The following is a 19,996-nucleotide window of genomic DNA, read 5'->3' as shown; positions in this document are numbered from 1 at the left end:
GACTCAGTACACAAGCCGCGCGTCCCCCGGGTGCAGTCACCGAAACCATGAAGGAGTTGGCTGACGGCCTCCCTCGTCTTGTAGATTCGTATGAAAGGCAGGATGCAACGACCTGCCCGATTTCCAACGGCAACAATCGAGACAGATCGGCGGCGACATCATGCGGCTGCGCGCACTGCTGGAAACCGAGGCGCTGGGGCTGCGGCTGCTCGGCGGCGAGGACGAGCTCGACCGGACGGTCCGCGGGGTCATGACGACCGACCTGCGCGATCCCAGCCGATACCTGACCGGGGGTGAACTCGTCCTCACCGGCCTGGCATGGAGACGAAATTCAGCCGATTCCGAGCCGTTCGTACGAATCCTCGCGAGCGCCGGTGTCGCGGGCCTCGCGGCGGGCGAGGCGGAGCTGGGGGACATCCCCGACGATCTCGTCTCGGCCTGTCTGCGCAACCGCCTGCCGCTGTTCGCCGTGAACGAGAACGTTGCATTCGCCACGATCACCGAGTACGTCGTGCGGCAGGTTTCGGGCGAGCGCGCCGGGGACCTCGCGGCCGTCGTGGACCGCCACCGCCGTCTGATGACCTCGGGTCCGGCCGGCGGCGGCCCCGACGTGGTGCTGGATCTGCTCACCACCGACCTCGACCTCCGGGCCTGGGTGCTGTCCCCCACCGGTCGGCAGATCGCCGGGGCGGGAGAGCCGCTGGCGCCGGGCGTGTGCGCGGCACTGGCGAGCGAGCACCTTGCGGCGGTCCGGACGGGCCGTAGGGGGCCGCACCGGATCTCCATTCAGGGTATTACCTACTCGCTCTTCCCGATCAGGGGACACGGGCGCGGCGCGGCCGGTCCGGCCGCCCGGGACGTCCGCGAGACCGTGCTGTCGGACTGGCTGCTGGCCGTGGAGGCGGACGCGGGCGACTGGCCCGCCGAGCGCCTTGACCTGCTCCAGGGCGTCACCCAGCTGATCGCCGTGGAGCGCGACCGGCGCGACGCCGCGCGTACGGTGCGCCGCCGCCTGGCACAGGAAGTCCTGGAACTGGTCCAGACGGGTGCACCGCCCGCCGAGATCGCCGCCCGCCTGCGCGTGGCGGCCCCGGTCCTGCTGCCCGGGCTTGGGGCCGCCCCGCACTGGCAGGTCGTGGTGGCCCGGGTCGACTGGGACAACGGGGACATCCCCGGCGGCCCGGTGGCCCAGTCCCTGCTGGAGGAGATCCTCGTCGACCCGTCGGTCTCGGGGCCGGAGCCCTCCGACCGGATCGCCGTGGCCCATGCGGGTGACGAGGCCATCGCCCTCGTACCGCTGCCCTCGCTCGCCGGGGACGCCGGGGAGGACAAGGGCCCGGACTCGGCCCTGCACGCCGACGAGCTGCTCGCGACCGTACGGGACCCCCTGGCGGCCGGTCTGGCCGACGACGGCCGGCTCACCCTGGGCGTCAGCGCGGCCGTGCACTCCGCCGAGGGGCTGCGCGGGGCGCTGGAGGAGGCCCGGCACGCCCGCCGGGTCGCCGCGGCCCGCCCGGGCCGGGTCTGCGCGGCGGGCCACCACGAGCTCGCCTCGCACGTGCTGCTGCTGCCGTTCGTCCCGGACGACGTCCGCCGCGCCTTCACCGCCCGCCTCCTCGATCCCCTGCGGGACTACGACCGGCGCCACCGCGCGGAGCTCATCCCGACACTGGAGGCCTTCCTCGACTGCGACGGTTCGTGGACCCGCTGCGCGACGCGGCTGCACCTGCACGTCAACACGCTGCGCTACCGGGTCGGACGCATCGAGCAGTTGACGGGGCGGGACCTGTCGCGGCTGGAGGACAAGCTCGACTTCTTCCTCGCACTGCGGATGAGCTGAGGAGATCCGCCCCGCGGCCGGACGGACCCGCCCGCGGGACGGCTGATGATCCGTCCGGACTTTGTGAAAGAGTTCACCCGACCCCTTGGCCGATGCCGTCGATCCGTGCTCTCATTTCGCCCCAGGGCTCAACGATGTGCTGCTTGGTTGCTTTGGGGAGGGCAATGTGGCGGATACCGCCATGTCGGGTGCCGGTGCGACCGGAGGGGACGACCCCCTCCAGCGGGCGATATGGCGGCTGCGCTCGCGCGGCTGTTGGACCGACGCGGCGGCCCTGCTGACGCCGCACCTGGACCATGCGGGGGCGGCCGTCCAGCGGACCGCGCTGCTGGTGGAGCGGTGCCTGTTCACGGGCCAGGGCTGGGCCGAGGCCGAGGACGCGCTGCGGACCGCCGAGGCGGTGGCGCAGGACGACGACGACCGGGGCGCGGCCGCCTGCGAACGGGGCCATCTGGCGTACGCCGCCACCGTACTGGGCGTACGCGACCGGGCCGACGAGGCCCGCTCCGCGCTGGGCCGGGCGGCGGCCCTGCTGTCGCCGGGGTCCCGGACCCGCCCGCTGCTCGACTTCCGCCGGGGCCTGGTCGCCGAGCACCTGGCGGACGCCCCGCAGTCGGCCCGTCCGGCGTACCACCGGGCCCACGCGGGGGCGGAGGCCCACGGGGACACCCTGCTGCTGTCGTTCACCTGGCGCCACCTGGCCGCGCTGGCCCTGCGGGACGGCGAGGTGGCCGAGGCCCGCAAGGGCTTCATGGAGTCGCTGCGCATCCGGGAGGACCTGGGCTTCCTGATCGGCACGGCCCCGGCCCTGGCCGCCCTGGCGGAGGCCGAACCGGAACCGGAAGCCGCCCGCCTGCGCGCGGAGGCCCGCCGCCTCTTCCACCTCCTGGGCGGCATCCCCACCTGGCTGGCGGACCAACTCCACCCGACCCCGTCATCCCCCGCGGCCTAACCCCCGGGCCCCGCCAATCCAGCCCCGCCGGCGTTTGAGGCGCGGGGCCCGGGGCGGAGCCCCGCTCTTCCAGCCTCGCCGGCGTTTGAGGCGCGGGGCCCGGGGCGGAGCCGCAGGGCGGGCCGGCGGGGCTCCGGCTCAGGTCGCCGATCCGGCGAAGTGCTCCCGCACGAGGGTCTCCACCGCCGACAGATCGCCGGCGATCAACGCCTCCAGCAGCGCCGAGTGCTCCGCCGCATCCGCGACGAGATCCGCCCGCCGAACCCGCGGAGCGCCCGGCAGGGGCCACTGCGAGCGCCGGTGGAGCTCCGCGGCCACCCGCACCAGCTGCGCGTTGCCCGCCAGCGCCAGCACCTCGCCGTGGAAGGCCCGGTCCGCCTCCGCGTAGCCCGGCAGGTCACCGGCCGCCGCGGCCGCCGCGGTGGCGGCCGCGGCCGGGCGCAGGGCCTCCCACGTGTCCGTCGGCACCGCCCGCGCGAGCCGCAGCATCACGGGCACCTCCAGCAGCGCCCGCACCTCCGCCAGCTCGGCCAGCTCGCCCGGGGTCCGCGACAGGACCCGGAAGCCGCGGTTCGGCATGCATTCCACGGCCCCCTCAAGGGCCAGCTGCTGCATCGCCTCGCGCACGGGCGTCGCCGAGACCCCGAAGCGCTCGCCCAGGGCCGGGCCCGAGTAGATCTCGCCGGGCGCCAGCTCACCGTCGACCAGCGCCGCGCGCAGGGCGTCGAGGACCTGCCCGCGCACCGAATGGCGCAACACCTTCCCCGTGGTCTTCTGCTCCGGAATCAACGGCACCGGTCCTCCTCCCAGGTCTCGACCGGTCCCGAGAATATGCGACTCGCCACCGAGCGATACGTTCCGACCACGGCGGGTAAGGTAAGGCTTACCTGTTAACGATCGTGTGATTCGGTGGTCCCCCATGACCGTCATGGCCGTCAACGCCTCCCAGCCCGCCCAGGCCGCCCCGGCCGCGCCACCCGCCCCGCCCGGCTCCCCCGTGGCGGAGGCGTACGCGCGCCTCGCCGAGGTCTACAGCGGACTGCGCGTCATCGAGCGCACCGCGCACGAGCCCGCCCCCCGCGGTGCGGGCTGGGTCGGCGCGGACGAGCTCGCGGCGGGCGGTCCGGCCCTCGACGCCTTCCTCGCCTGGGACGAGGCCCAGGTCCTGAAGGACTACGGCCACCAGGCCCGCCCCGATGTGATCGCGAGCTTCGGGCTGCACCGGTACGCGTGGCCCGCCTGCCTGCTGATCACCCTCCCCTGGTTCCTGCACCGGCGGGTCCCCCGGCTCCCCGTCGCCGACGTGGCCTTCCACCGGACCCTCGGCAGGATGGCCGTGCGCGTCACCTCCTTCGCCTGCCTGCCGGACGACCCCGCGGCCGCCCTCCGCGGGGCCCGGGTCCTGCCCGACGAGGAGGCGCTGCGCGGCGAGGTGCGGGCGGCGGTGGCCGAGCACCTGGCACCCGTGCTGGAAGGTTTCGCCCCGCGCATGCGGCGCGGCCGCCGCGCCCTGTGGGGCACGGCCACCGACGAGGTCGTCGAGAGCCTCTGGTACCTCGGCAACCTCCTCGGCGAGGAGCACCGGGCCACGGACGAACTGGAGGCGCTGCTGCCCGGCTCGACCGCCCCGTACACCGGGGGGGCGGGATTCCGTACGCTCACCGGCCCCGACGGCCGCGAGCTGCCCACCCGGGACCGCGCCAGCTGCTGCCTCTTCTACACGGTCCGGCCGCAGGACACCTGCGTCACCTGCCCCCGGACCTGCGACGCGGACCGCATCGCCCGGCTCGCGGCGGCCCCCGCCGCCTGAACCCACCCGCAGGGGTGGCCGCATTCGAACACAACTCGGCCCGTACGGGCGCCAGTTCGAGCTACAACACCCTATCCGGCGGGCCCCGCCCCCCGATGGCGTCCACTTGCCCCGAAACCCGCGTGCACGGCGCACCGGCTACGCCACTATGGCGCCCGGAAAGCCGCACGGCCGCAGACGCGAGGCAAGGGACATCCGCATGAGACTGACCGACATATCGCTGGACTGGCTGCTGCCCGGCAGCCTGCTGATCCTGGGCGTACTTGCGGCAGTTGCGGTATTGGCCCGGGGCAAGCGCGAGAGCGAGAAGGCCGCGGCCGACGACAGCTGGGAGCGCAGCGAGGAGCGGCGGCGGCGCAAGGAAGCCGTGTACGGGACCGCCTCGTACGTCCTGCTCTTCTGCTGCGCGGCGGTCGCCGCCGCGCTCTCCTTCCACGGGCTGGTCGGCTTCGGCCGCCAGAACCTCAACCTGTCCGGGGGCTGGGAGTACCTGGTCCCCTTCGGCCTCGACGGCGCCGCCATGTTCTGTTCGGTGCTCGCCGTGCGCGAGGCCAGCCACGGTGACGCGGCCCTCGGCTCGCGCATGCTGGTATGGCTGTTCGCGGGCGCGGCCGCCTGGTTCAACTGGGTGCACGCCCCGCGCGGCATGGGTCACGACGGGGCCCCGCAGTTCTTCGCGGGGATGTCGCTCTCGGCGGCCGTCCTCTTCGACCGCGCCCTCAAGCAGACCCGCCGGGCCGCGCTGCGCGAACAGGGCCTGATCCCGCGCCCGTTGCCACAGATCCGGATGGTCCGCTGGCTGCGCGCCCCCCGGGAGACCTTCGGCGCCTGGTCGCTCATGCTGCTGGAGGGGGTGCGCACCCTCGACGAGGCCGTGGACGAGGTGCGCGAGGACAAGAAGGAGCGGGAGCAGGACCGGCACCGCAGGCGCGATCAGAACCGGCTGGACCGGGCCCGCATCAAGGCGCTGGGCCGGCAGAACCGGGCGTTCGGCCGATCGCGCGGCCGTCAGGTCGAGCTCCCGGAACTGACGCAGGGAGCGGGCTCCGCGCCGGTCGGCGCGGAGCCGGCCATACCGGAACCGGAGCAACTGCCCTGGCGCCGCCGGCCCTCCCTGCAGGCCGTGAACCGTACCGAATCCACTGACGTCTCCGGCACCCGTACGGTGGACCTCACCGCCGAGGACGACACCCAGACCATTCCCCGGCTGGACTCGCTGGAGCGCAAACTGAAGGAAATGGAGCAGCAGTTCGGCTGATCCCCGACGAGCCGGAACGACCCCGTGGGGCCCGCCCGTTCAGGCGGGCCCCACGTCGTACGGCGACGCGTCGTACCCCGCGTCGCCGTACCCGTCGAGCTCGAACCACACCACCTTGCCGCTGCCCAGGGCGAGCGCGTCCACGCCCCAGTCGTCGGCGAGCGCCTGCACCAGGACCAGGCCCCGGCCGTGCGTACCGTCGTCGGCGGTCGGTACGTACGGCCGGGGCCTGCGTGCGGCGTAGTCCCGGACCTCCACCCGTAACCGGGTGGCGGCGAGGCTCGCGCTGACCTCCGCGCCCCGGTCGGTATGGACGAGGGCGTTGGTGACGAGCTCGGTGACCAGCAGCTCGGCCACCTCGGCCGCCTCGGCCCGGCAGCGGTGGCGCATCAGTTCCCGCAGGGCCCGGCGCACTTCGCCCACGGCCTTCAGGTCCGCCCGGCGCACGCTCCGCGTGATCCGCAGCGTGTCCACCGCCTCCCCGTCCTCGCCCGCGGACGGCTCGCGCGGCACCGGCCGCCCCCTCCTCCACGGCTTTCCGTTCTTCGCCCCCACCCGCACGGCGATGCCCTCCCCCGTAACCCTGACGATCGAGCTGGTCTACGGGATGCATGCCCCCCGAGCCGGTCCGCACTCCTGCGGGCTCAGGGGCGGGGCACGTTACGGAGGTTGGATCGAGCCATCTGGATCATCCGGCCCACTCCGCCGTCGAGCACGATCTTGCTGGCGGACAGTGCGAATCCGGTCACCATCTCGGCCTTGATCTTCGGTGGGATCGACAGGGCGTTGGGGTCCGTCACCACGTCCACCAGGGCCGGTCCCCGATGCCGGAAAGCGTCCTTCAAAGCGCCCGTGAGCTGCTTGGGCTTCTCCACGCGCACCCCGTACGCGCCCGCCGCGCGGGCGATCGCGGCGAAGTCGGGATTCTTGTTCGTGGTGCCGTAGGAGGGCAGGCCGGAAACCATCATCTCCAACTCGACCATTCCCAGCGATGAGTTGTTGAAGAGGACCACTTTGACGGGCAGGTCGTACTGCACCAGGGTGAGGAAATCTCCCATCAGCATCGAGAAACCGCCGTCGCCCGACATCGACACCACTTGACGGTTCCGGTCGGTGAACTGTGCCCCGATGGCCTGCGGGAGGGCGTTGGCCATGGAGCCGTGGCTGAAGGAGCCGATGATGCGCCGTTTGCCGTTCGGGGAAAGATAGCGCGCCGCCCACACGTTGCACATGCCCGTGTCGACGGTGAACACGGCGTCTTCGTCGGCCAGTTCGTCGAGGACGGCGGCCACGTACTCGGGGTGGATCGGCGTGTGCTTCTCGACCTTGCGCGTGTAGGCCTTCACCACCCCTTCCAGCGCGTCCGTGTGCTTCTTCAGCATCCGGTCCAGGAAGCGCCGGTCCGTCTTGGGCCGCACCCGCGTGTTCAGCACGCGCAGGGTCTCCCGTACGTCCCCCCAGACCGCGAGGTCCAGCTGGGAGCGCCGGCCCAGGTGTTCGGGGCGGATGTCCACCTGCACGATCTTCACGTCGTCGGGGAGGAAGGCGTTGTACGGGAAGTCCGTGCCGAGCAGGATCAGCAGGTCGCACTCGTGGGTGGCCTCGTAGGCCGCCCCGTAGCCGAGCAGCCCGCTCATGCCGACGTCGTACGGATTGTCGTACTGGATCCACTCCTTGCCGCGCAGGGCGTGCCCGACGGGCGCCTTGACCCGGCCGGCGAACTCCATGACCTCGGCGTGCGCCCCGGCCGTACCGCTGCCGCAGAAGAGGGTGACCTTGTCCGCCTCGTCGACGAGGCGGACGAGCTTCTCGAGCTCGCCTTCGCCGGGCCGCACGGAGGGGCGGGCGGTGACGAGCGCGTGCTCCACCGCCTTCTCCGGCGCGGGCAGGTCGGCGATGTCCCCGGGCAGCGCGACGACGCTCACCCCGCCGCGGCCGACGGCGTGCTGGACGGCGGTCTGCAGCAGCCGGGGCATCTGCCGGGGATTGGAGATCAGCTCGCTGTAGTGGCTGCACTCGCGGAAGAGCTGATCGGGGTGGGTCTCCTGGAAGTAGCCGAGGCCGATCTCGCTGGAGGGGATGTGCGAGGCGAGCGCGAGGACCGGCGCCATCGAGCGGTGGGCGTCGTACAGGCCGTTGATGAGGTGCAGGTTCCCGGGGCCGCAGGAGCCCGCGCAGGCGGCGAGGCGGCCGGTGATCTGGGCCTCCGCGCCGGCCGCGAAGGCGGCCGTCTCCTCGTGCCGGACCTGGATCCAGTCGATGCCGTCCGTCCGGCGGATCGCGTCCACCACCGGATTGAGGCTGTCCCCCACGACTCCGTACATCCGTCGCACGCCCGCGCGCACGAGGATGTCGACGAACTGCTCCGCGATGTTCTGCTTGGCCATGTCTCCCATCCAGCCACGTGTACGCCGGTTACGCCTCCCAGACCGCGGCGGCCGTGCGGTCGTCCGCGTACCCCTTGAGGCGCAACTGGGTGTCCGCGAGGAAGGCCGCCAGGCCGGGCGGCTGCGCTTCGGCCCAGCGCGCGGCGAGCTCCGCCGGAAGGGCGGCCTCCTCCCGCATGGGCTCCGCGAGGCCCCCGGAGCACAGGAGCAGGGTGTCCCCCGGACGGGCCACGGAGGCACGGAAGCGGAAGCCGCCCTCGGTGTCCTCGTCCGGCGCCGGGCTCGCGGCCGGGGCGGCCGGCCCGGGGAGCTCCAGGTCCTGCCATTGGCCCGACCGGAGCCGGAACAGCCCGCCCGCGCCGGCGCCGAAGCACACCCGGGTGCGGCACTGCGGGTCCACCGGGAGCAGCAGGCCGCGCAGGCCCGCGGTGTACGCCGCCTCCGCGAGCCCGAGCTCGGCGGCGCGGGTCCGCAGCCGCCCGTAGCCCCGGTCGGTGAGCCGCTGGAGACCCGAGCGCAGCGCGTCGCGGCGCCCGGTCCGGATGTCCTCGGCCAGCCGGCCCTGGCTCCGCCCCACGGCCGCCGCGACCATGCGGCACAGCTCGGCGGCGGCCTCGGCGGCGCCGGGCGCGGCCCGGTCCCCGCCGGCGAGGGCCACCAGGACCAGGGCGTCGTCGCCGCTGCCGAAGCGCGCGGTGAGTAGGAAGTCCCGGCGGGACTCGCCGCGGAAGCGGGCGGAGTCCCCGCGCACGGAGGCGGCGCGCAGGGTGTAGGTGCCGTAGCGGGCCCCCTCCAGCGCCGTATCGGGGACCAGCGCGTCCAGGGCGGCCGGATCGGCCGTCGGCAGCGCGCCCGGCTCGGCGGCGTACGTGGGGGCGCGGTCGCCGAGGTGACGCACCTCGGGCCGTCGCTCCGCCGCCGGGGGCCGCGGGGCACCGGGCTGCGGTACGGGGCCGGGCCCGGGCACCTCCTCGGCCGGCGCGTCCCCGCGCGGCGCCTGCCGGCTGCGGGCCGGCAGCCCGGACGGCTGCGCGGGCGGTTGCACGGGGGTCGGCGGCGGCGCGGGGGGTACGTCCACGTCCCCGAGCGCGTACCCGGTGGCTCCCCCGGCCCTCGGATCCCGGGGCGCGGCGTTCCCCTCCGGGGGGTGCGGGGGATGCGGCGGCTCCGTGTCCTCCAGGGGTTCGGGGGCGCTGCGCGGGCCCGGCACCAGTCCGCGCAGCGGCCCCGGCGGGGGCGGGGGGCCGGGCGCAGGCGGGTACGTCGGCGGTGCGGGCGCGGGCTCCGCCGAGGCGGCGTACTCCCCCGGCAGGGCCGGGTAGGCAGGCAGACCACCCCCCGGCGCGGGCGGGTCCGCGGGCGGCGCCGGAGGCTCGGGCGGGGACGGCTCCGGGGCCCGGCGCGGTGCGGGCGGTGCGGGCGGCGCCTGACGCGGCTCCTCCCGGGACTGCCGCGGCTCGTCCGGCGCCTGGCACGGCTCCTCCCGGGACTGGCGGGGCTCCTCCGGGGCCCGGCGCGGTGCGGGCGGGGTCTGGCGCGGCGGTGGGGGCTGAGGTGGTTCGGGCGCAGGGGGCGTGTCCTCCGTCAGGCCCGCCGCCGAGCGGAACCGGTGGTCCAGGGTGTCCCCCGGGTCCGGCTCCGGCCCCGCGTCCGGAACCTCGTACAGCTTCTGCCACCAGTCGTCCGCGCCCCGCTGACTCATGCCCTCATTCTCGGCCCGCCGTGCGGACGGAAAACGCGGAATGCGCGAAAAGGGTCCACCGGACCGGCCGCCCCGCCGACCGGCTCCCCCGCGACCCGAACGGACCGGCCGGACGTCGCACGCCCGCGCGACCGCGAGGGCAGGACCTTTACAGGGAGCCGGGGGATACGGCGATGATGTCCGCGGCGGGTTCGCGCCGTGGCCGCTTTCCGCCAGGCGCTGTGTCGAGAGGTGGGGTGGGCGGGTTGCTGGGTGCGATAGGCCTGGACGAGGGCCAGGAGTCGGCCTACCGCGTCCTGGTGGCGCTGGGGGCGGCGGACGTACCCGACCTCGCGCACCGGCTGAACCTGCCGGTGCCGCAGACCGAACGGGCGGTACGCCACCTGGAGCGCCACGGACTGGCGGCTCAGTCCTCGGCCCGCCCGGGCCGCTGGGTGGCGGCCCCGCCGGGGGTCGCCCTGGAGGCCCTGCTCACGCGGCAGCGGCACGAGCTGGAGCAGGCCGAGCGGGCCGCGGCGCTGCTGGCGCAGGAGTACCGGGCGCGGGCGGCGGAGCCGCAGGTGCACGACCTCGTCGAGGTGGTACAGGGCGCGAGCGCGGTGGCGCACCGCTTCCACCAGGTGCGGCTCGGCGCGCAGAAGGAAGTGTGCGTGCTGGTCAGCGGCCGGCAGCAGGGGGCGACCGGCACGGACGACGAGGCCGGGGAACGGGCCCGCGTACGCGGTGTCGCCCACCGGGTGGTGATCGAGCGCGAGGCACTGACCCTGCCGGGCGGGATCCGCGAGGCGTCCTCGGCGCTGGCCCGGGGCGAGCAGGTCCGGGTGACGGGGCAGGTCCCCACGCGGCTGGTGATCGCGGACCGCACCCTCGCGATGGTCCCGCTGACGGCGGGCGGCCCGGAGCCGGCGGCGCTGGTGGTGCACACGTCCGGACTGCTGGAATCCCTGACCGGCTTGTTCGAGGCGGAGTGGCGGGAGTCCCTGCCGCTGCGGCTGGGCGCGGCCGGCACGGCGGAGGAGTCGGAGGGCTGCCCGGACGCCACGGACCTGGAGATCCTGTCCCTGCTCCTGGCGGGCATGACGGACGCGAGCGTGGCGAAGCACCTGGAGCTGGGCCTGCGTACGGTGCAGCGGCGGGTCAAGGGTCTGATGGAACGGTCCGGGGTCACCACCCGGCTCCAGCTCGGCTGGCACGCGTACGAACGGGGCTGGGTGGCCCGGTAGCCCCCGGTCGGTCACGCTGAGCAGATGGATCTGCCGCAGCTGCTCCTGGTGGGGGTGGTGCTGCTGCTCGGGGTGCTGGGGGTGCTGGTTCCCGGCGTGCCGGGGACCTGGCTGGTGTGGGCGGGGCTGATGTGGTGGGCCCTGCACCAGCGGTCGGCGCTGGCGTGGTCCCTGCTGGTCGCGGCGACGGCCCTGCTTTTGGTCGTCCAGGTGGTGAAGTGGCAGCTTCCGCCCCGGCGGCTGCGGGGACTGGGCATCACGCCCCGGATGGCGGTGTTCGCGGGCGCCGGAGCGGTACTGGGCTTCGTCCTGATCCCCGTCCTGGGGGCGGTCCCTGGCTTCGTGGGCGGGGTCTACCTCTGCGAACGGCTCCGCCTCGGCACGCACGGCGAGGCCCGGGCGTCGGTGCGCAGGGTGATGCGGGCGGTCGGGACGAGCGTGCTGGTGGAGCTCTTCGCGTGCCTGCTGGTCGTGGGCGCGTGGGTGGGCGCGGTGGCGGCGGGGGCCTAGGCCCTGTCGTCAAAGTCCCGCCTGGCCCGCGCCACTTTGACGACAGGACCTAAGTGTGTCGTCAGACACCCCCGGGACCGGCCCCGCCGGCGGGCGGGGCCGGGGGCGGCGCGCCCTGGTAGTGGCGGCGCGCCGCGCGGGGTGGCGTCAGGCCCTGCCGCCCCGCTTCGCGGCGTAGTTGGACCGGCCCACCGCCGACTTCATCCGCCAGTCACGGCGGATCTCCGCCCGCAGCCGCGCGTCCGTCTTCGCCACGATTCGCTGGTTCTCCCGCAGGAGCTTGCGGTAGCTCTCCAGCCTGCGTTCCGGGAGCTCGCCCGAGTCCACGGCGGCCAGCACCGCGCACCCCGGCTCCGCCTCGTGCGCGCAGTCGTGGAAGCGGCACCGCGCCGCGTACTCCTCGATCTCCGAGAAGACCTGACCGACTCCGGCCTGCGCGTCCCAGAGGCCCACGCCCCGCAGTCCGGGCGTGTCGATCAGGACGCCGCCGGCCGGCAGGGCGAGCAGGTTGCGCGTCGTCGTCGTGTGGCGGCCCTTGCCGTCGACCGCGCGGGCCTCCTGGACCTCCATGACCTCGGCGCCGAGCAGCGCGTTGGCCAGGGTGGACTTGCCGGCGCCTGAGATGCCCAGCAGCACGCTGGTGCCGTCGCCCACGACGGCGGCGAGGACGTCGGTGCCCTCCCCGGTGACGGAGGAGACGGTGAGCACCTGGACGCCCGGCGCGGTGGTCTCGACGTCCTGGACGAGGTGCCCGAGCGTGACCGGGTCCGGGACCAGGTCCGCCTTGGTGAGGACGACCAGCGGCTGCGCCCCCGACTCCCAGGCCAGCGCCAGGAAGCGCTCGATGCGCCCCAGGTCGAGCTCGACGGCGAGGGAGACGGCGATGATCGCGTGGTCGACGTTGGCGGCGAGGATCTGCCCCTCGGACCGCTGGGAGGAGGTGGACCGTACGAAGGCGGTCCGGCGCGGCAGGTACGCCTTCACGTAGCGGGGGTTGCCCGCCGCCTCCACCGCTGCCCAGTCACCCGTGCAGATGACCCGGAGCGGGTCGTGCGGGGTGACGAAGGCGGTGTCGGCGCGGACGAGGCCGTCCGCGGTCATGACGTCGCACTGGCCGCGGTCGACGCGGACGACCCGGCCGGGCAGGAGGCCCTGTTCGGCGTACGGGGTGAACTCGGCCTCCCACGCTTCGTCCCAGCCGTACGGCGTGAGGGCGTGCGAGAGCGGAGCCTGCGGGAAAGAAGAGAAAGACAAGGGGAACCCTTCACAGGGTGGCCCCGGCAGCGCGCGCTCGCTCGGCGTGGCGCGCGAAGTGGTGTGAGGTCAGCCGGAGACCACGGAAGTGACATTGATGGTCTTCTGAGTGCGGGCAGCGCCCTGCGCGACAGTCATCAACTGGCTCACCTCCGGATCATGCACGTGCTGACGGTTCCCCACCGGTCGGCGGGAGCGGACCCACCGTAACAAGTCCCCCCAGGCGCGCGCTACTTCTTTATCCGTCCCGGGGCGGATCGCTGAAGTGGTCCAGGAGCCTTTGCTGGAGGCTCTGCAGGACCAGGGACGTCTGCTTGAGCATCGCGAGGCGGAACGACGCCGTGGGGGCGTACTCCTCGACCTCACCCACGGCCGCCGCGATCACGTACCCGTTCAGGGCGTCCATGCTCGTCACCTCGTCGAACCCGTGCCCCGTGGGCAGCAGGGAGCGGTCCAGGGGAGTCCCGTCACTGGTCGTCACATTCGTGACCACCGAGGGCTGCCAGTCCTTGGCGTTGGTGAGCGAGTGGTGCGTGTCGAACCGTACGGTGACCGTTTCCCCTTCGCCGACGGCCACGCTGTACCGGCCCTCTTCGTCAGTGAACACGTGATCGATCTCCTTCAGATCGCCGTCGTAGACACTGACCTTGATCATGAAAATCGGACTCTTGTCCGTGACTGATCGCACTTGGCCGAACACCGGAGTCTCCTCCCGGTCGGACTACCGCCGGACGCTCCCCCGCATCCAGTCTGTGTGCGCCCTACGGCTGCCGCCAGTCCGGCCCCGCGCCCGCCCCGGGCCCGGCCGGGTACGAGGCCTCCGCGCGGCCCGAGGCCGCCCGCAGGTTCAGGCCGCGGGGCGAGCCCGCGTCGCGCAGCGCGTCCGGGACCTCGCAGCGGCCGCTGCCCGCCTCGCAGTGGACCCGGAAGCGGGTGGCGGCGGGCACGGTGACGGTGAGGTTGCCGGATCCGACCTGGCCGGTGACCTGGTCGGGCGGGGTGGTGAAGGCCGCGTGGGCCCGGCCGGAGCCGACCCGGAGGTCCACCTGGGGCGAGGCGAGGTCCGTGGCCCGCAGGCGGCCCGAGGCGACCTCGGCGCGCAGGGCGCCGCGCAGGCCGGTCGCCTCGATCCGGCCGGAGTCGACCTGCGCGTCCACGGGGCCGGCCAGTCCGCTGAGGGAGACCAGCCCGGACCCGGCCGTCACCTTCACGGGGAGGCCCACGGGCACGCTCACTCCCAGCTCGACCGAGCAGCCGCCCCCGCCGGTCAGCCAGAAGCCCCCGCCGGGGCAGTGCGGGGTCAGCCGCAGGGTGTCGCCCAGCCAGCTCTCCTCGATGACGGGCGCCCTGAGCGACCAGCTGACGACGGCGCGGTAGCCGACCTCGTGGTCCGCGCGGGGGCTGACGGTGACGTTCGCGTCGCCGCCCACGATCTCCAGCGCGCTGACGGGGCGGCCGTCGCTGCCGCCGGTCAGGGTGCTGCTGCGGCTGGTCCCGTACGACCACGCCTGCCAGGCGACCGGCGTCACGACGAGGACCGCGCCGAGCACCGCGGCGACGATCCAGGCGCGGCGGTGCGTGCGGCGCGGCGGCGAACCGGTCCCGTCGGCGGGCTCCCGGGCGCCGAGCGCGGTCACGGCGTGCCGTCCAGGAAGCGGAGCACCGCGAGGACCCTGCGGTGGTCGCCGTCGGCGGGGGGCAGGTCCAGCTTGGCGAAGATGCTGTTGATGTGCTTGGCCACGGCGCTCTCGCTGACCACGAGCCGGGCGGCGATGCCGGCGTTGGAGCGGCCCTCCGCCATCAGGGCCAGCACCTCCCGCTCGCGCGGGGTCAGACGCTCCAGCGGATCCGGTCCCCCGCCGCGGCGCAGCAGGAGCTGGGCGACGACCTGCGGGTCGAGCGCGGTGCCGCCGGAGGCGACGCGCCGCAGGGCGTCGATGAACTCCTCGACGTCCGCCACCCTTTGCTTGAGCAGGTAGCCGATGCCGGCGCCGCTGCGGGTGGCCAGCAGGTCGGCGGCGTAGCGCTCCTCCACGTACTGGGACAGCAGCAGGACCGCCGTGCCGGGGCACTGTTGACGGATCATCAGGGCGGCGCGGACGCCTTCGTCGGTGAAACCGGGCGGCATCCGTACGTCGACGAGCGCGAGGTCGGGGCGGTGCTCCTCGACGGCCGCGAGCAGACCCTCGGCGTCGCCGGTCTCGGCGGCCACCTCGAATCCGGCCATGTCGAGGACTTTGACCAGTCCTATGCGCAGCAGGACGGAGTCCTCGGCGATCACAGCCCGCACGGCAGCTCCACGGTGATGACGGTCGGGCCCCCGAGGGGGCTGCTGATCAGGATGGTTCCGTCGACCGACCTTACGCGTTTGCGCAGGCCGACCAGTCCGGTGCCGCGCGCCGGGTCCGCTCCCCCGACGCCGTCGTCGGTGACGGTCAGGCGCAACCGGTCGCCCGGGCCGCCGGGGACGCGCTCGACCCGTACGCGACAGCGGTCGGCCCGGGCGTGTTTGGCGACGTTGGCCAGGGCCTCGGACACCACGAAGTAGGCGACGGCCTCGATGGTGGCCCCGGGCCGGGCGCCGATGTCCACGGCCAGCTCGACGGGGAACGGGGCCCGGGCGGCGATCCCGGACAGGGCCGCGTCGAGCCCGCGGTCCTCCAGTACGGCCGGATGCAGGCCCCGTACGAGGTTGTTGAGCTCCTCGATGGCCTCCTTCGCCTCGCGGTGGGCTTCGTCGATGACGGCCTTGGCCTCGGGGGGCAGGTCGGTGAGGGTGGCACGGGCGATGCCCAGGTTCATGGCGAGCGCGACGAGGCGCTGCTGGGCCCCGTCGTGCAAGTCCCGCTCGATCCTGCGGCGTTCGAGGTCGGCGGCGTCCAGGACGCCCGCCCGGCTCTCGGCGAGGTCCTCGACGCGGCGGGCCAGCTCGCGGGAGCGGTTGGGGCCGAGGAGCGCGGCCGCCGCTAAGGCGTCGAGGCGGGTGAAGAGCGCGGCGAGCCAGGGCGCGGCGAGCAGCAGCAGGGCGCCGCCGACCGTGAACAGGTCCTGGTCCGGGAGCCAGTCGGAGCGCGGCAGGGCCCAGGACCACCCGTACACGGTGGCGCAGGCGGCGCCGAGGGTCCAGACGAGCACCACCAGCGCCCCGGCCGCGGCGCCGAGCGGGCCGGCCAGGAGGTGGTAGGCGTACTGGCGCCAGGTCGCTTCGGAGCGCACCCGTTCCAGCAGCCCGCGGTGACTCCACCAGCGCTCCTTGCGCACGACCTCCGGGACGTCGAGGCCGAGCAGGGACCAGAAGCGGCTGCGCTGGAGCGCGGTGAGCAACGGGCAGAGGGGGAGGAGCAGGAGCAGCGGGACGGGACTGCGCGCGGGCGCCGCGCCCGCGGAGGCCAGCGCGAGGACGGCGGGCAGCGCCGCCGGGATCGCGGCCACCGTGAAGGCGGTGTTGCGCCGGGTCCACGGCGACCACGGCGCGTGGGCGGCGGTCCAGGTGTACGAACGCCTCAGCGCGCCGTGAAATGCCATGCCCGTACGGTAATCGCACTGGTCGGAGGGCTGCCATCACGCTGGTGCCCGGGCCGGGGTGTAGCTGGTGCCACCCCCGGTTGGGACCGTGGGGCTACTGATCGCGGGGGCCGGGCAGACGAGGCTGAGGGGGTGCCCGGCGGACGGACCGCCGGGCCGGAAGGAGACCCGCGGCCATGGCACTTGTCGCTCCGCAGATCCGCGCCCGTCAGATGCGCGGCCCTCAGACACGCACGGACCGGTTCCGCGTGGACCGGTTCCCCGCGGGCCGGCTCGCCGCGGTGTTCACGGCGGCCGGGGTGGCGCTGGTGCCGTGGGTACTGGTGCTGGCGCGGAATGTGCCGCAGACCACCGGGGTCTCCCACTGGGCCACCGCGTGGATCGGCCTGGACCTGGTGCTGGCCGCCGGACTGACCGGGACGGGTGCGCTGTTGCGCAAACGGGACCCCCGGGTGTCCCCCCTGGCGGCCGCGACGGCCGCACTGCTGCTGATGGACGCCTGGTTCGACGTCACCACCTCGGCCGGGGGCGACGGACAGACGACGGCGCTGCTGCTGGCGGCGGGAGCGGAGCTGCCGCTGGCGGTGGCCCTGGCCGTGGTCGCGGCCCGCACGGCCCGTACCCCTGCCGGGGTGAGGTAGCGGGGGCGGTGGTCCGCGCCGGTCAGTGCTTGCGCAGCCGCGCGGAGTAGTCCTCCGGCGGCAGGAACTTCGACCAGCGCTCGGGGAACTCCGACGGCATGCCCTCGTCCTCGTCGTCCTCCGACTCGCCCTCCGCCATCGCCCGCCAGGCCGCGGCCCGCGCGATCAGCTGCGCGGCCTCCGCCTCGCGGGCCCGCTCGTTCGCCTCGCGGGCCGCCGCCGTGGCCACCGACGGCCAGACGCGGTCGATCGCGGCGTTGACGGCCGCCCCGACGAGCACCGCGAAGGCCGAGATGCCGATCCACAGCAGCACCGCCACCGGGGCGGCCAGCGAGCCGTAGATCGTCGGGCCCTCCACCGTGTTGGTGAGGTAGATCCGCAGCAGGAACGAGCCCAGCACCCACATCGCGAGGGCCACCAGCGCGCCCGGCACGTCCTCGATCCACGGCGAGCGCACCGGTACGGACACGTGGTAGAGCGTCGTCAGGAAGGCGATGGACAGCAGGGTCACCGTCGGCCAGTACAGGACCGCGATCACCTCGGTGCCCCAGGGCACCAGCCGCACGACCGCATCGGGCCCCACCACCATCAGCGGCAGCACGATCGCGCCGATCAGCAGCGCGATGACGTAGAGCAGGAACGCCAGCAGCCGGGTCTTGACGATGCCGCGGTGCCCGTCGAGCCCGTACATCACGGTGATGGTGTCGATGAAGACGTTGACGGCGCGCGACCCGGACCACAGGGCGAAGGCGAAACCGAGCGAGATCAGGTCGGGGCGGCCGCGCCCGGTGACGTCGTCCAGGAGGGGCCGCGCGATGTCGTTGACGCCCCGGTCGGACAGGACGGTGCCGACCGCGCGCAGGATGTTCTCCTCGATGCTCTCGACGGTGCGGGTGTCCGTCCAGCCGTCCACGTAGCCGAGCAGGCCCAGCAGGCCGAGGAAGAGCGGGGGCAGCGAGAGCAGCGTGAAGAAGGCCGCCTCGGCCGCGAGACCGAGGATCCGGTACTCGATGCACGAGTTGACGGTGTCCTTCAGCAGCAGCCAGCCCATCTTCCGCTTGGAGACGTTGCGGTAGAGGGCGCGGGCCCGGTGGAGCCGTCCAGGGGGTCCCGGGATCCGCTCGGCTGCTTCTTTTGCTGGCTGCACGTCCTTACGGTAGCCGTATGGCAGCCACCACCCACACAGTCAGCAACCAGCCCCCGCCCCTCGTGGGCTACAACGCCTACGACGGCGACCGGGCCCTCACCGAGGGCGTCGAGCGTCACCTGGCGTCCGCGGATCCGCAGCTCCTCGACGAGGTGAGGGGCGAGCTCACCACCATGGGGCGGGCCGCGGGATCGGAGCAGGCCCAGGGATGGGGGGTGCAGGCGAACGAGAACCCGCCGAAGCTGCGCACACATGACCGATACGGCAACCGGATCGACGAGGTGGAGTTCCACCCCGCCTGGCACCGGCTGCTCGGCCACGCGGTGACCTCCGGGCTCACCGACGCCTGGGGGCGTCCGGCCGGTCATCTGCGCCGCGCCGCCGGATTCTTCGTCTGGTCGCAGGCCGAGGCGGGGCACGGCTGCCCCGTCTCGATGACGCATGCCGCCGTGCCGGCGCTGCGGGCCGATCCGGACCTGGCCGCCGAGTGGGAGCCCCGGCTGACCTCTCACGTGTACGAGGAGGGGCTGCGGCCGCCCGCGCAGAAGGCCGGTGTGCTCTTCGGCATGGGCATGACGGAGAAGCAGGGCGGCAGTGACGTGCGGGCGAACACGACGACGGCGGTGGCGCTGGACGCGCCCGGCGAGTACCTGTTGACCGGGCACAAGTGGTTCTGCTCGGCGCCGATGTGCGACGGCTTCCTGGTGCTGGCGCAGGCGCCGGGAGGGCTGACCTGCTTCCTGGTGCCGCGCGTGCTGCCGGACGGCACGCGCAACGTCTTCGCGATCCAGCGGCTGAAGGACAAGCTGGGCAACCGGTCGAACGCGTCGAGCGAGGTGGAGTTCGACGGGACCTGGGCGCAGCGGGTCGGTGAGGAGGGCCGGGGGGTGCGGACCATCATCGAGATGGTCGCGGCGACCCGGCTGGACTGCGTCGTCGGCTCGGCGTCGCTGATGCGGCAGGCGCTGACGCAGGCGGTGCACCACGCGGAGCACCGCTCCGCTTTCGGAGCACCCCTCATCGACCAGCCGCTGATGCGCAACGTGCTCGCCGACCTCGCCCTGGAGTCGGAGGCGGCCACCACGCTCGCCCTGCGTCTGGCGGCCGCCTACGACGCCGGGACGGAGCAGGAGAAGGCCTTCCTGCGCCTCGCCGTGCCCGCCGCGAAGTACTGGGTGACCAAGCGCTGTACGCCGATGGTGGCGGAGGCCCTGGAGTGTCTGGGGGGCAACGGCTACGTCGAGGAGTCGGGACTGCCCAGACTGCTGCGCGAATCCCCGCTGAACTCCATCTGGGAGGGCTCGGGCAACGTACAGGCGCTGGACGTACTGCGCGCGCTCCAGCGGGAGCCGCAGGCGCTGAACGCCTTCCTCCAGGAGGTCGGCCTGGCGCGCGGCGCCGACCACCGGCTGGATTCGGCCATCAAGGGCCTGCTGACCGAGCTCGCCGACCTGGAGGGCGTGGAGGCCCGCGCCCGCCGGGTGGTGGAGCGCATGGCACTGGTGCTGCAGGGCTCGCTGCTGGTGCGGTGGGCTCCGCCGGAGGTCGCGGACGCCTTCTGCGCCTCGCGCCTGGGAGGTGACTGGGGCGCGGCCTTCGGCACGCTGCCGCACAGCCTCGACCTGGGCGCCGTGGTGGAACGGGCGCGGATCTCGGGCTAGGCGGGAGGGGCGGCAGGGCTGCCCGGGGGCCGCCGGGCACCCCGCTTTCCCACTGCGGTCGGCGGTCCCCACACCGCTCCCGGCCC

Annotated in this window: 18 protein-coding genes; 8 read left to right on the top strand and 10 right to left on the bottom strand. The window is 74.0% G+C overall.

Annotated features, from left to right (window positions below; translation table 11 throughout):
- The first annotated feature begins 160 nt into the window (after nucleotides 1-160).
- Together AC07DU_RS26685 and AC07DU_RS26680 are read left to right on the top strand one after the other, a co-directional pair.
- Nucleotides 161-1,840 carry a PucR family transcriptional regulator gene (locus AC07DU_RS26685; RefSeq protein WP_360896046.1) on the top strand — a complete coding sequence of 560 codons (1,680 nt, stop codon included), beginning with the start codon at nucleotides 161-163 and terminating at the stop codon, nucleotides 1,838-1,840.
- Between the two features lie 166 nt (nucleotides 1,841-2,006).
- Nucleotides 2,007-2,792, top strand: coding sequence for a hypothetical protein (locus AC07DU_RS26680; RefSeq protein ID WP_360896049.1), 786 nt, complete (start codon nucleotides 2,007-2,009; stop codon nucleotides 2,790-2,792).
- 138 nt (nucleotides 2,793-2,930) lie between these two features.
- Here AC07DU_RS26680 and AC07DU_RS26675 read toward each other — a convergent pair whose 3' ends face one another.
- On the bottom strand, nucleotides 2,931-3,587 hold the full coding sequence (locus AC07DU_RS26675) for a GntR family transcriptional regulator (protein WP_479114044.1): 657 nt from the start codon (nucleotides 3,585-3,587) through the stop codon (nucleotides 2,931-2,933).
- 133 nt (nucleotides 3,588-3,720) lie between these two features.
- On the opposite strand from AC07DU_RS26675, the gene AC07DU_RS26670 reads away from it, so the two are divergent.
- Nucleotides 3,721-4,602 carry a (2Fe-2S)-binding protein gene (locus tag AC07DU_RS26670; RefSeq protein WP_479114137.1) on the top strand — a complete coding sequence of 294 codons (882 nt, stop codon included), beginning with the start codon at nucleotides 3,721-3,723 and terminating at the stop codon, nucleotides 4,600-4,602.
- A gap of 199 nt (nucleotides 4,603-4,801) precedes the next feature.
- Nucleotides 4,802-5,860 carry a DUF2637 domain-containing protein gene (locus tag AC07DU_RS26665; RefSeq protein WP_360896058.1) on the top strand — a complete coding sequence of 353 codons (1,059 nt, stop codon included), beginning with the start codon at nucleotides 4,802-4,804 and terminating at the stop codon, nucleotides 5,858-5,860.
- A 39-nt stretch (nucleotides 5,861-5,899) separates the two neighbouring features.
- On the opposite strand, the gene AC07DU_RS26660 is transcribed toward AC07DU_RS26665, so the two are convergent.
- From AC07DU_RS26660 to AC07DU_RS26650, 3 genes are all read right to left on the bottom strand, one after another.
- The gene (locus tag AC07DU_RS26660; protein WP_479028257.1) at nucleotides 5,900-6,307 is read right to left on the bottom strand and encodes an ATP-binding protein; all 408 of its coding nucleotides are present in this window, start codon (nucleotides 6,305-6,307) and stop codon (nucleotides 5,900-5,902) included.
- 197 nt (nucleotides 6,308-6,504) lie between these two features.
- Nucleotides 6,505-8,247, bottom strand: a complete 1,743-nt coding sequence (locus tag AC07DU_RS26655) for a pyruvate dehydrogenase (protein ID WP_479114042.1) — start codon at nucleotides 8,245-8,247, stop codon at nucleotides 6,505-6,507.
- A 28-nt stretch (nucleotides 8,248-8,275) separates the two neighbouring features.
- Nucleotides 8,276-9,949: a protein phosphatase 2C domain-containing protein gene (locus AC07DU_RS26650; RefSeq protein ID WP_479114040.1), complete on the bottom strand. Its 1,674-nt coding sequence runs from the start codon at nucleotides 9,947-9,949 to the stop codon at nucleotides 8,276-8,278.
- A 245-nt stretch (nucleotides 9,950-10,194) separates the two neighbouring features.
- On the opposite strand from AC07DU_RS26650, the gene AC07DU_RS26645 reads away from it, so the two are divergent.
- Nucleotides 10,195-11,172 carry a helix-turn-helix domain-containing protein gene (locus AC07DU_RS26645; RefSeq protein WP_479114038.1) on the top strand — a complete coding sequence of 326 codons (978 nt, stop codon included), beginning with the start codon at nucleotides 10,195-10,197 and terminating at the stop codon, nucleotides 11,170-11,172.
- A gap of 24 nt (nucleotides 11,173-11,196) precedes the next feature.
- Nucleotides 11,197-11,682 (top strand): DUF456 domain-containing protein, encoded by a 486-nt coding sequence (locus AC07DU_RS26640; RefSeq protein WP_360896069.1) that lies wholly within the window; start codon nucleotides 11,197-11,199, stop codon nucleotides 11,680-11,682.
- A 147-nt stretch (nucleotides 11,683-11,829) separates the two neighbouring features.
- On the opposite strand, the gene rsgA is transcribed toward AC07DU_RS26640, so the two are convergent.
- From rsgA to AC07DU_RS26615, 5 genes are all read right to left on the bottom strand, one after another.
- Nucleotides 11,830-12,936, bottom strand: a complete 1,107-nt coding sequence (gene rsgA / locus AC07DU_RS26635; protein WP_479114035.1) for a ribosome small subunit-dependent GTPase A — start codon at nucleotides 12,934-12,936, stop codon at nucleotides 11,830-11,832.
- A gap of 238 nt (nucleotides 12,937-13,174) precedes the next feature.
- Nucleotides 13,175-13,591, bottom strand: coding sequence for a carboxypeptidase regulatory-like domain-containing protein (locus tag AC07DU_RS26630; protein ID WP_479114033.1), 417 nt, complete (start codon nucleotides 13,589-13,591; stop codon nucleotides 13,175-13,177).
- Nucleotides 13,592-13,697: 106 nt separating this feature from the next.
- Nucleotides 13,698-14,573 carry a DUF4097 family beta strand repeat-containing protein gene (locus AC07DU_RS26625; protein WP_479114031.1) on the bottom strand — a complete coding sequence of 292 codons (876 nt, stop codon included), beginning with the start codon at nucleotides 14,571-14,573 and terminating at the stop codon, nucleotides 13,698-13,700.
- Nucleotides 14,570-15,226 (bottom strand): response regulator transcription factor, encoded by a 657-nt coding sequence (locus AC07DU_RS26620; RefSeq protein ID WP_360896080.1) that lies wholly within the window; start codon nucleotides 15,224-15,226, stop codon nucleotides 14,570-14,572. The genes AC07DU_RS26625 and AC07DU_RS26620 overlap by 4 nt, the downstream gene beginning before the upstream one ends.
- On the bottom strand, nucleotides 15,214-16,461 hold the full coding sequence (locus tag AC07DU_RS26615; protein ID WP_479114029.1) for a sensor histidine kinase: 1,248 nt from the start codon (nucleotides 16,459-16,461) through the stop codon (nucleotides 15,214-15,216). The genes AC07DU_RS26620 and AC07DU_RS26615 overlap by 13 nt, the downstream gene beginning before the upstream one ends.
- Before the next feature lie 176 nt (nucleotides 16,462-16,637).
- On the opposite strand from AC07DU_RS26615, the gene AC07DU_RS26610 reads away from it, so the two are divergent.
- Nucleotides 16,638-17,102: a hypothetical protein gene (locus AC07DU_RS26610; protein ID WP_479114027.1), complete on the top strand. Its 465-nt coding sequence runs from the start codon at nucleotides 16,638-16,640 to the stop codon at nucleotides 17,100-17,102.
- Between the two features lie 22 nt (nucleotides 17,103-17,124).
- On the opposite strand, the gene AC07DU_RS26605 is transcribed toward AC07DU_RS26610, so the two are convergent.
- Nucleotides 17,125-18,249: a YihY/virulence factor BrkB family protein gene (locus tag AC07DU_RS26605; RefSeq protein ID WP_392053965.1), complete on the bottom strand. Its 1,125-nt coding sequence runs from the start codon at nucleotides 18,247-18,249 to the stop codon at nucleotides 17,125-17,127.
- A 17-nt stretch (nucleotides 18,250-18,266) separates the two neighbouring features.
- On the opposite strand from AC07DU_RS26605, the gene AC07DU_RS26600 reads away from it, so the two are divergent.
- A complete protein-coding gene (locus AC07DU_RS26600) occupies nucleotides 18,267-19,910 on the top strand; it encodes an acyl-CoA dehydrogenase family protein (RefSeq protein WP_453375007.1) in 1,644 nt (547 codons plus the stop codon).
- Nucleotides 19,911-19,996 lie beyond the last annotated feature (86 nt).

This window comes from Streptomyces sp. NPDC045695 (assembly GCF_056432025.1).
Note: the sequence above shows the minus strand (reverse complement) of the source record. Positions and strands in the feature narration are given on the sequence as shown.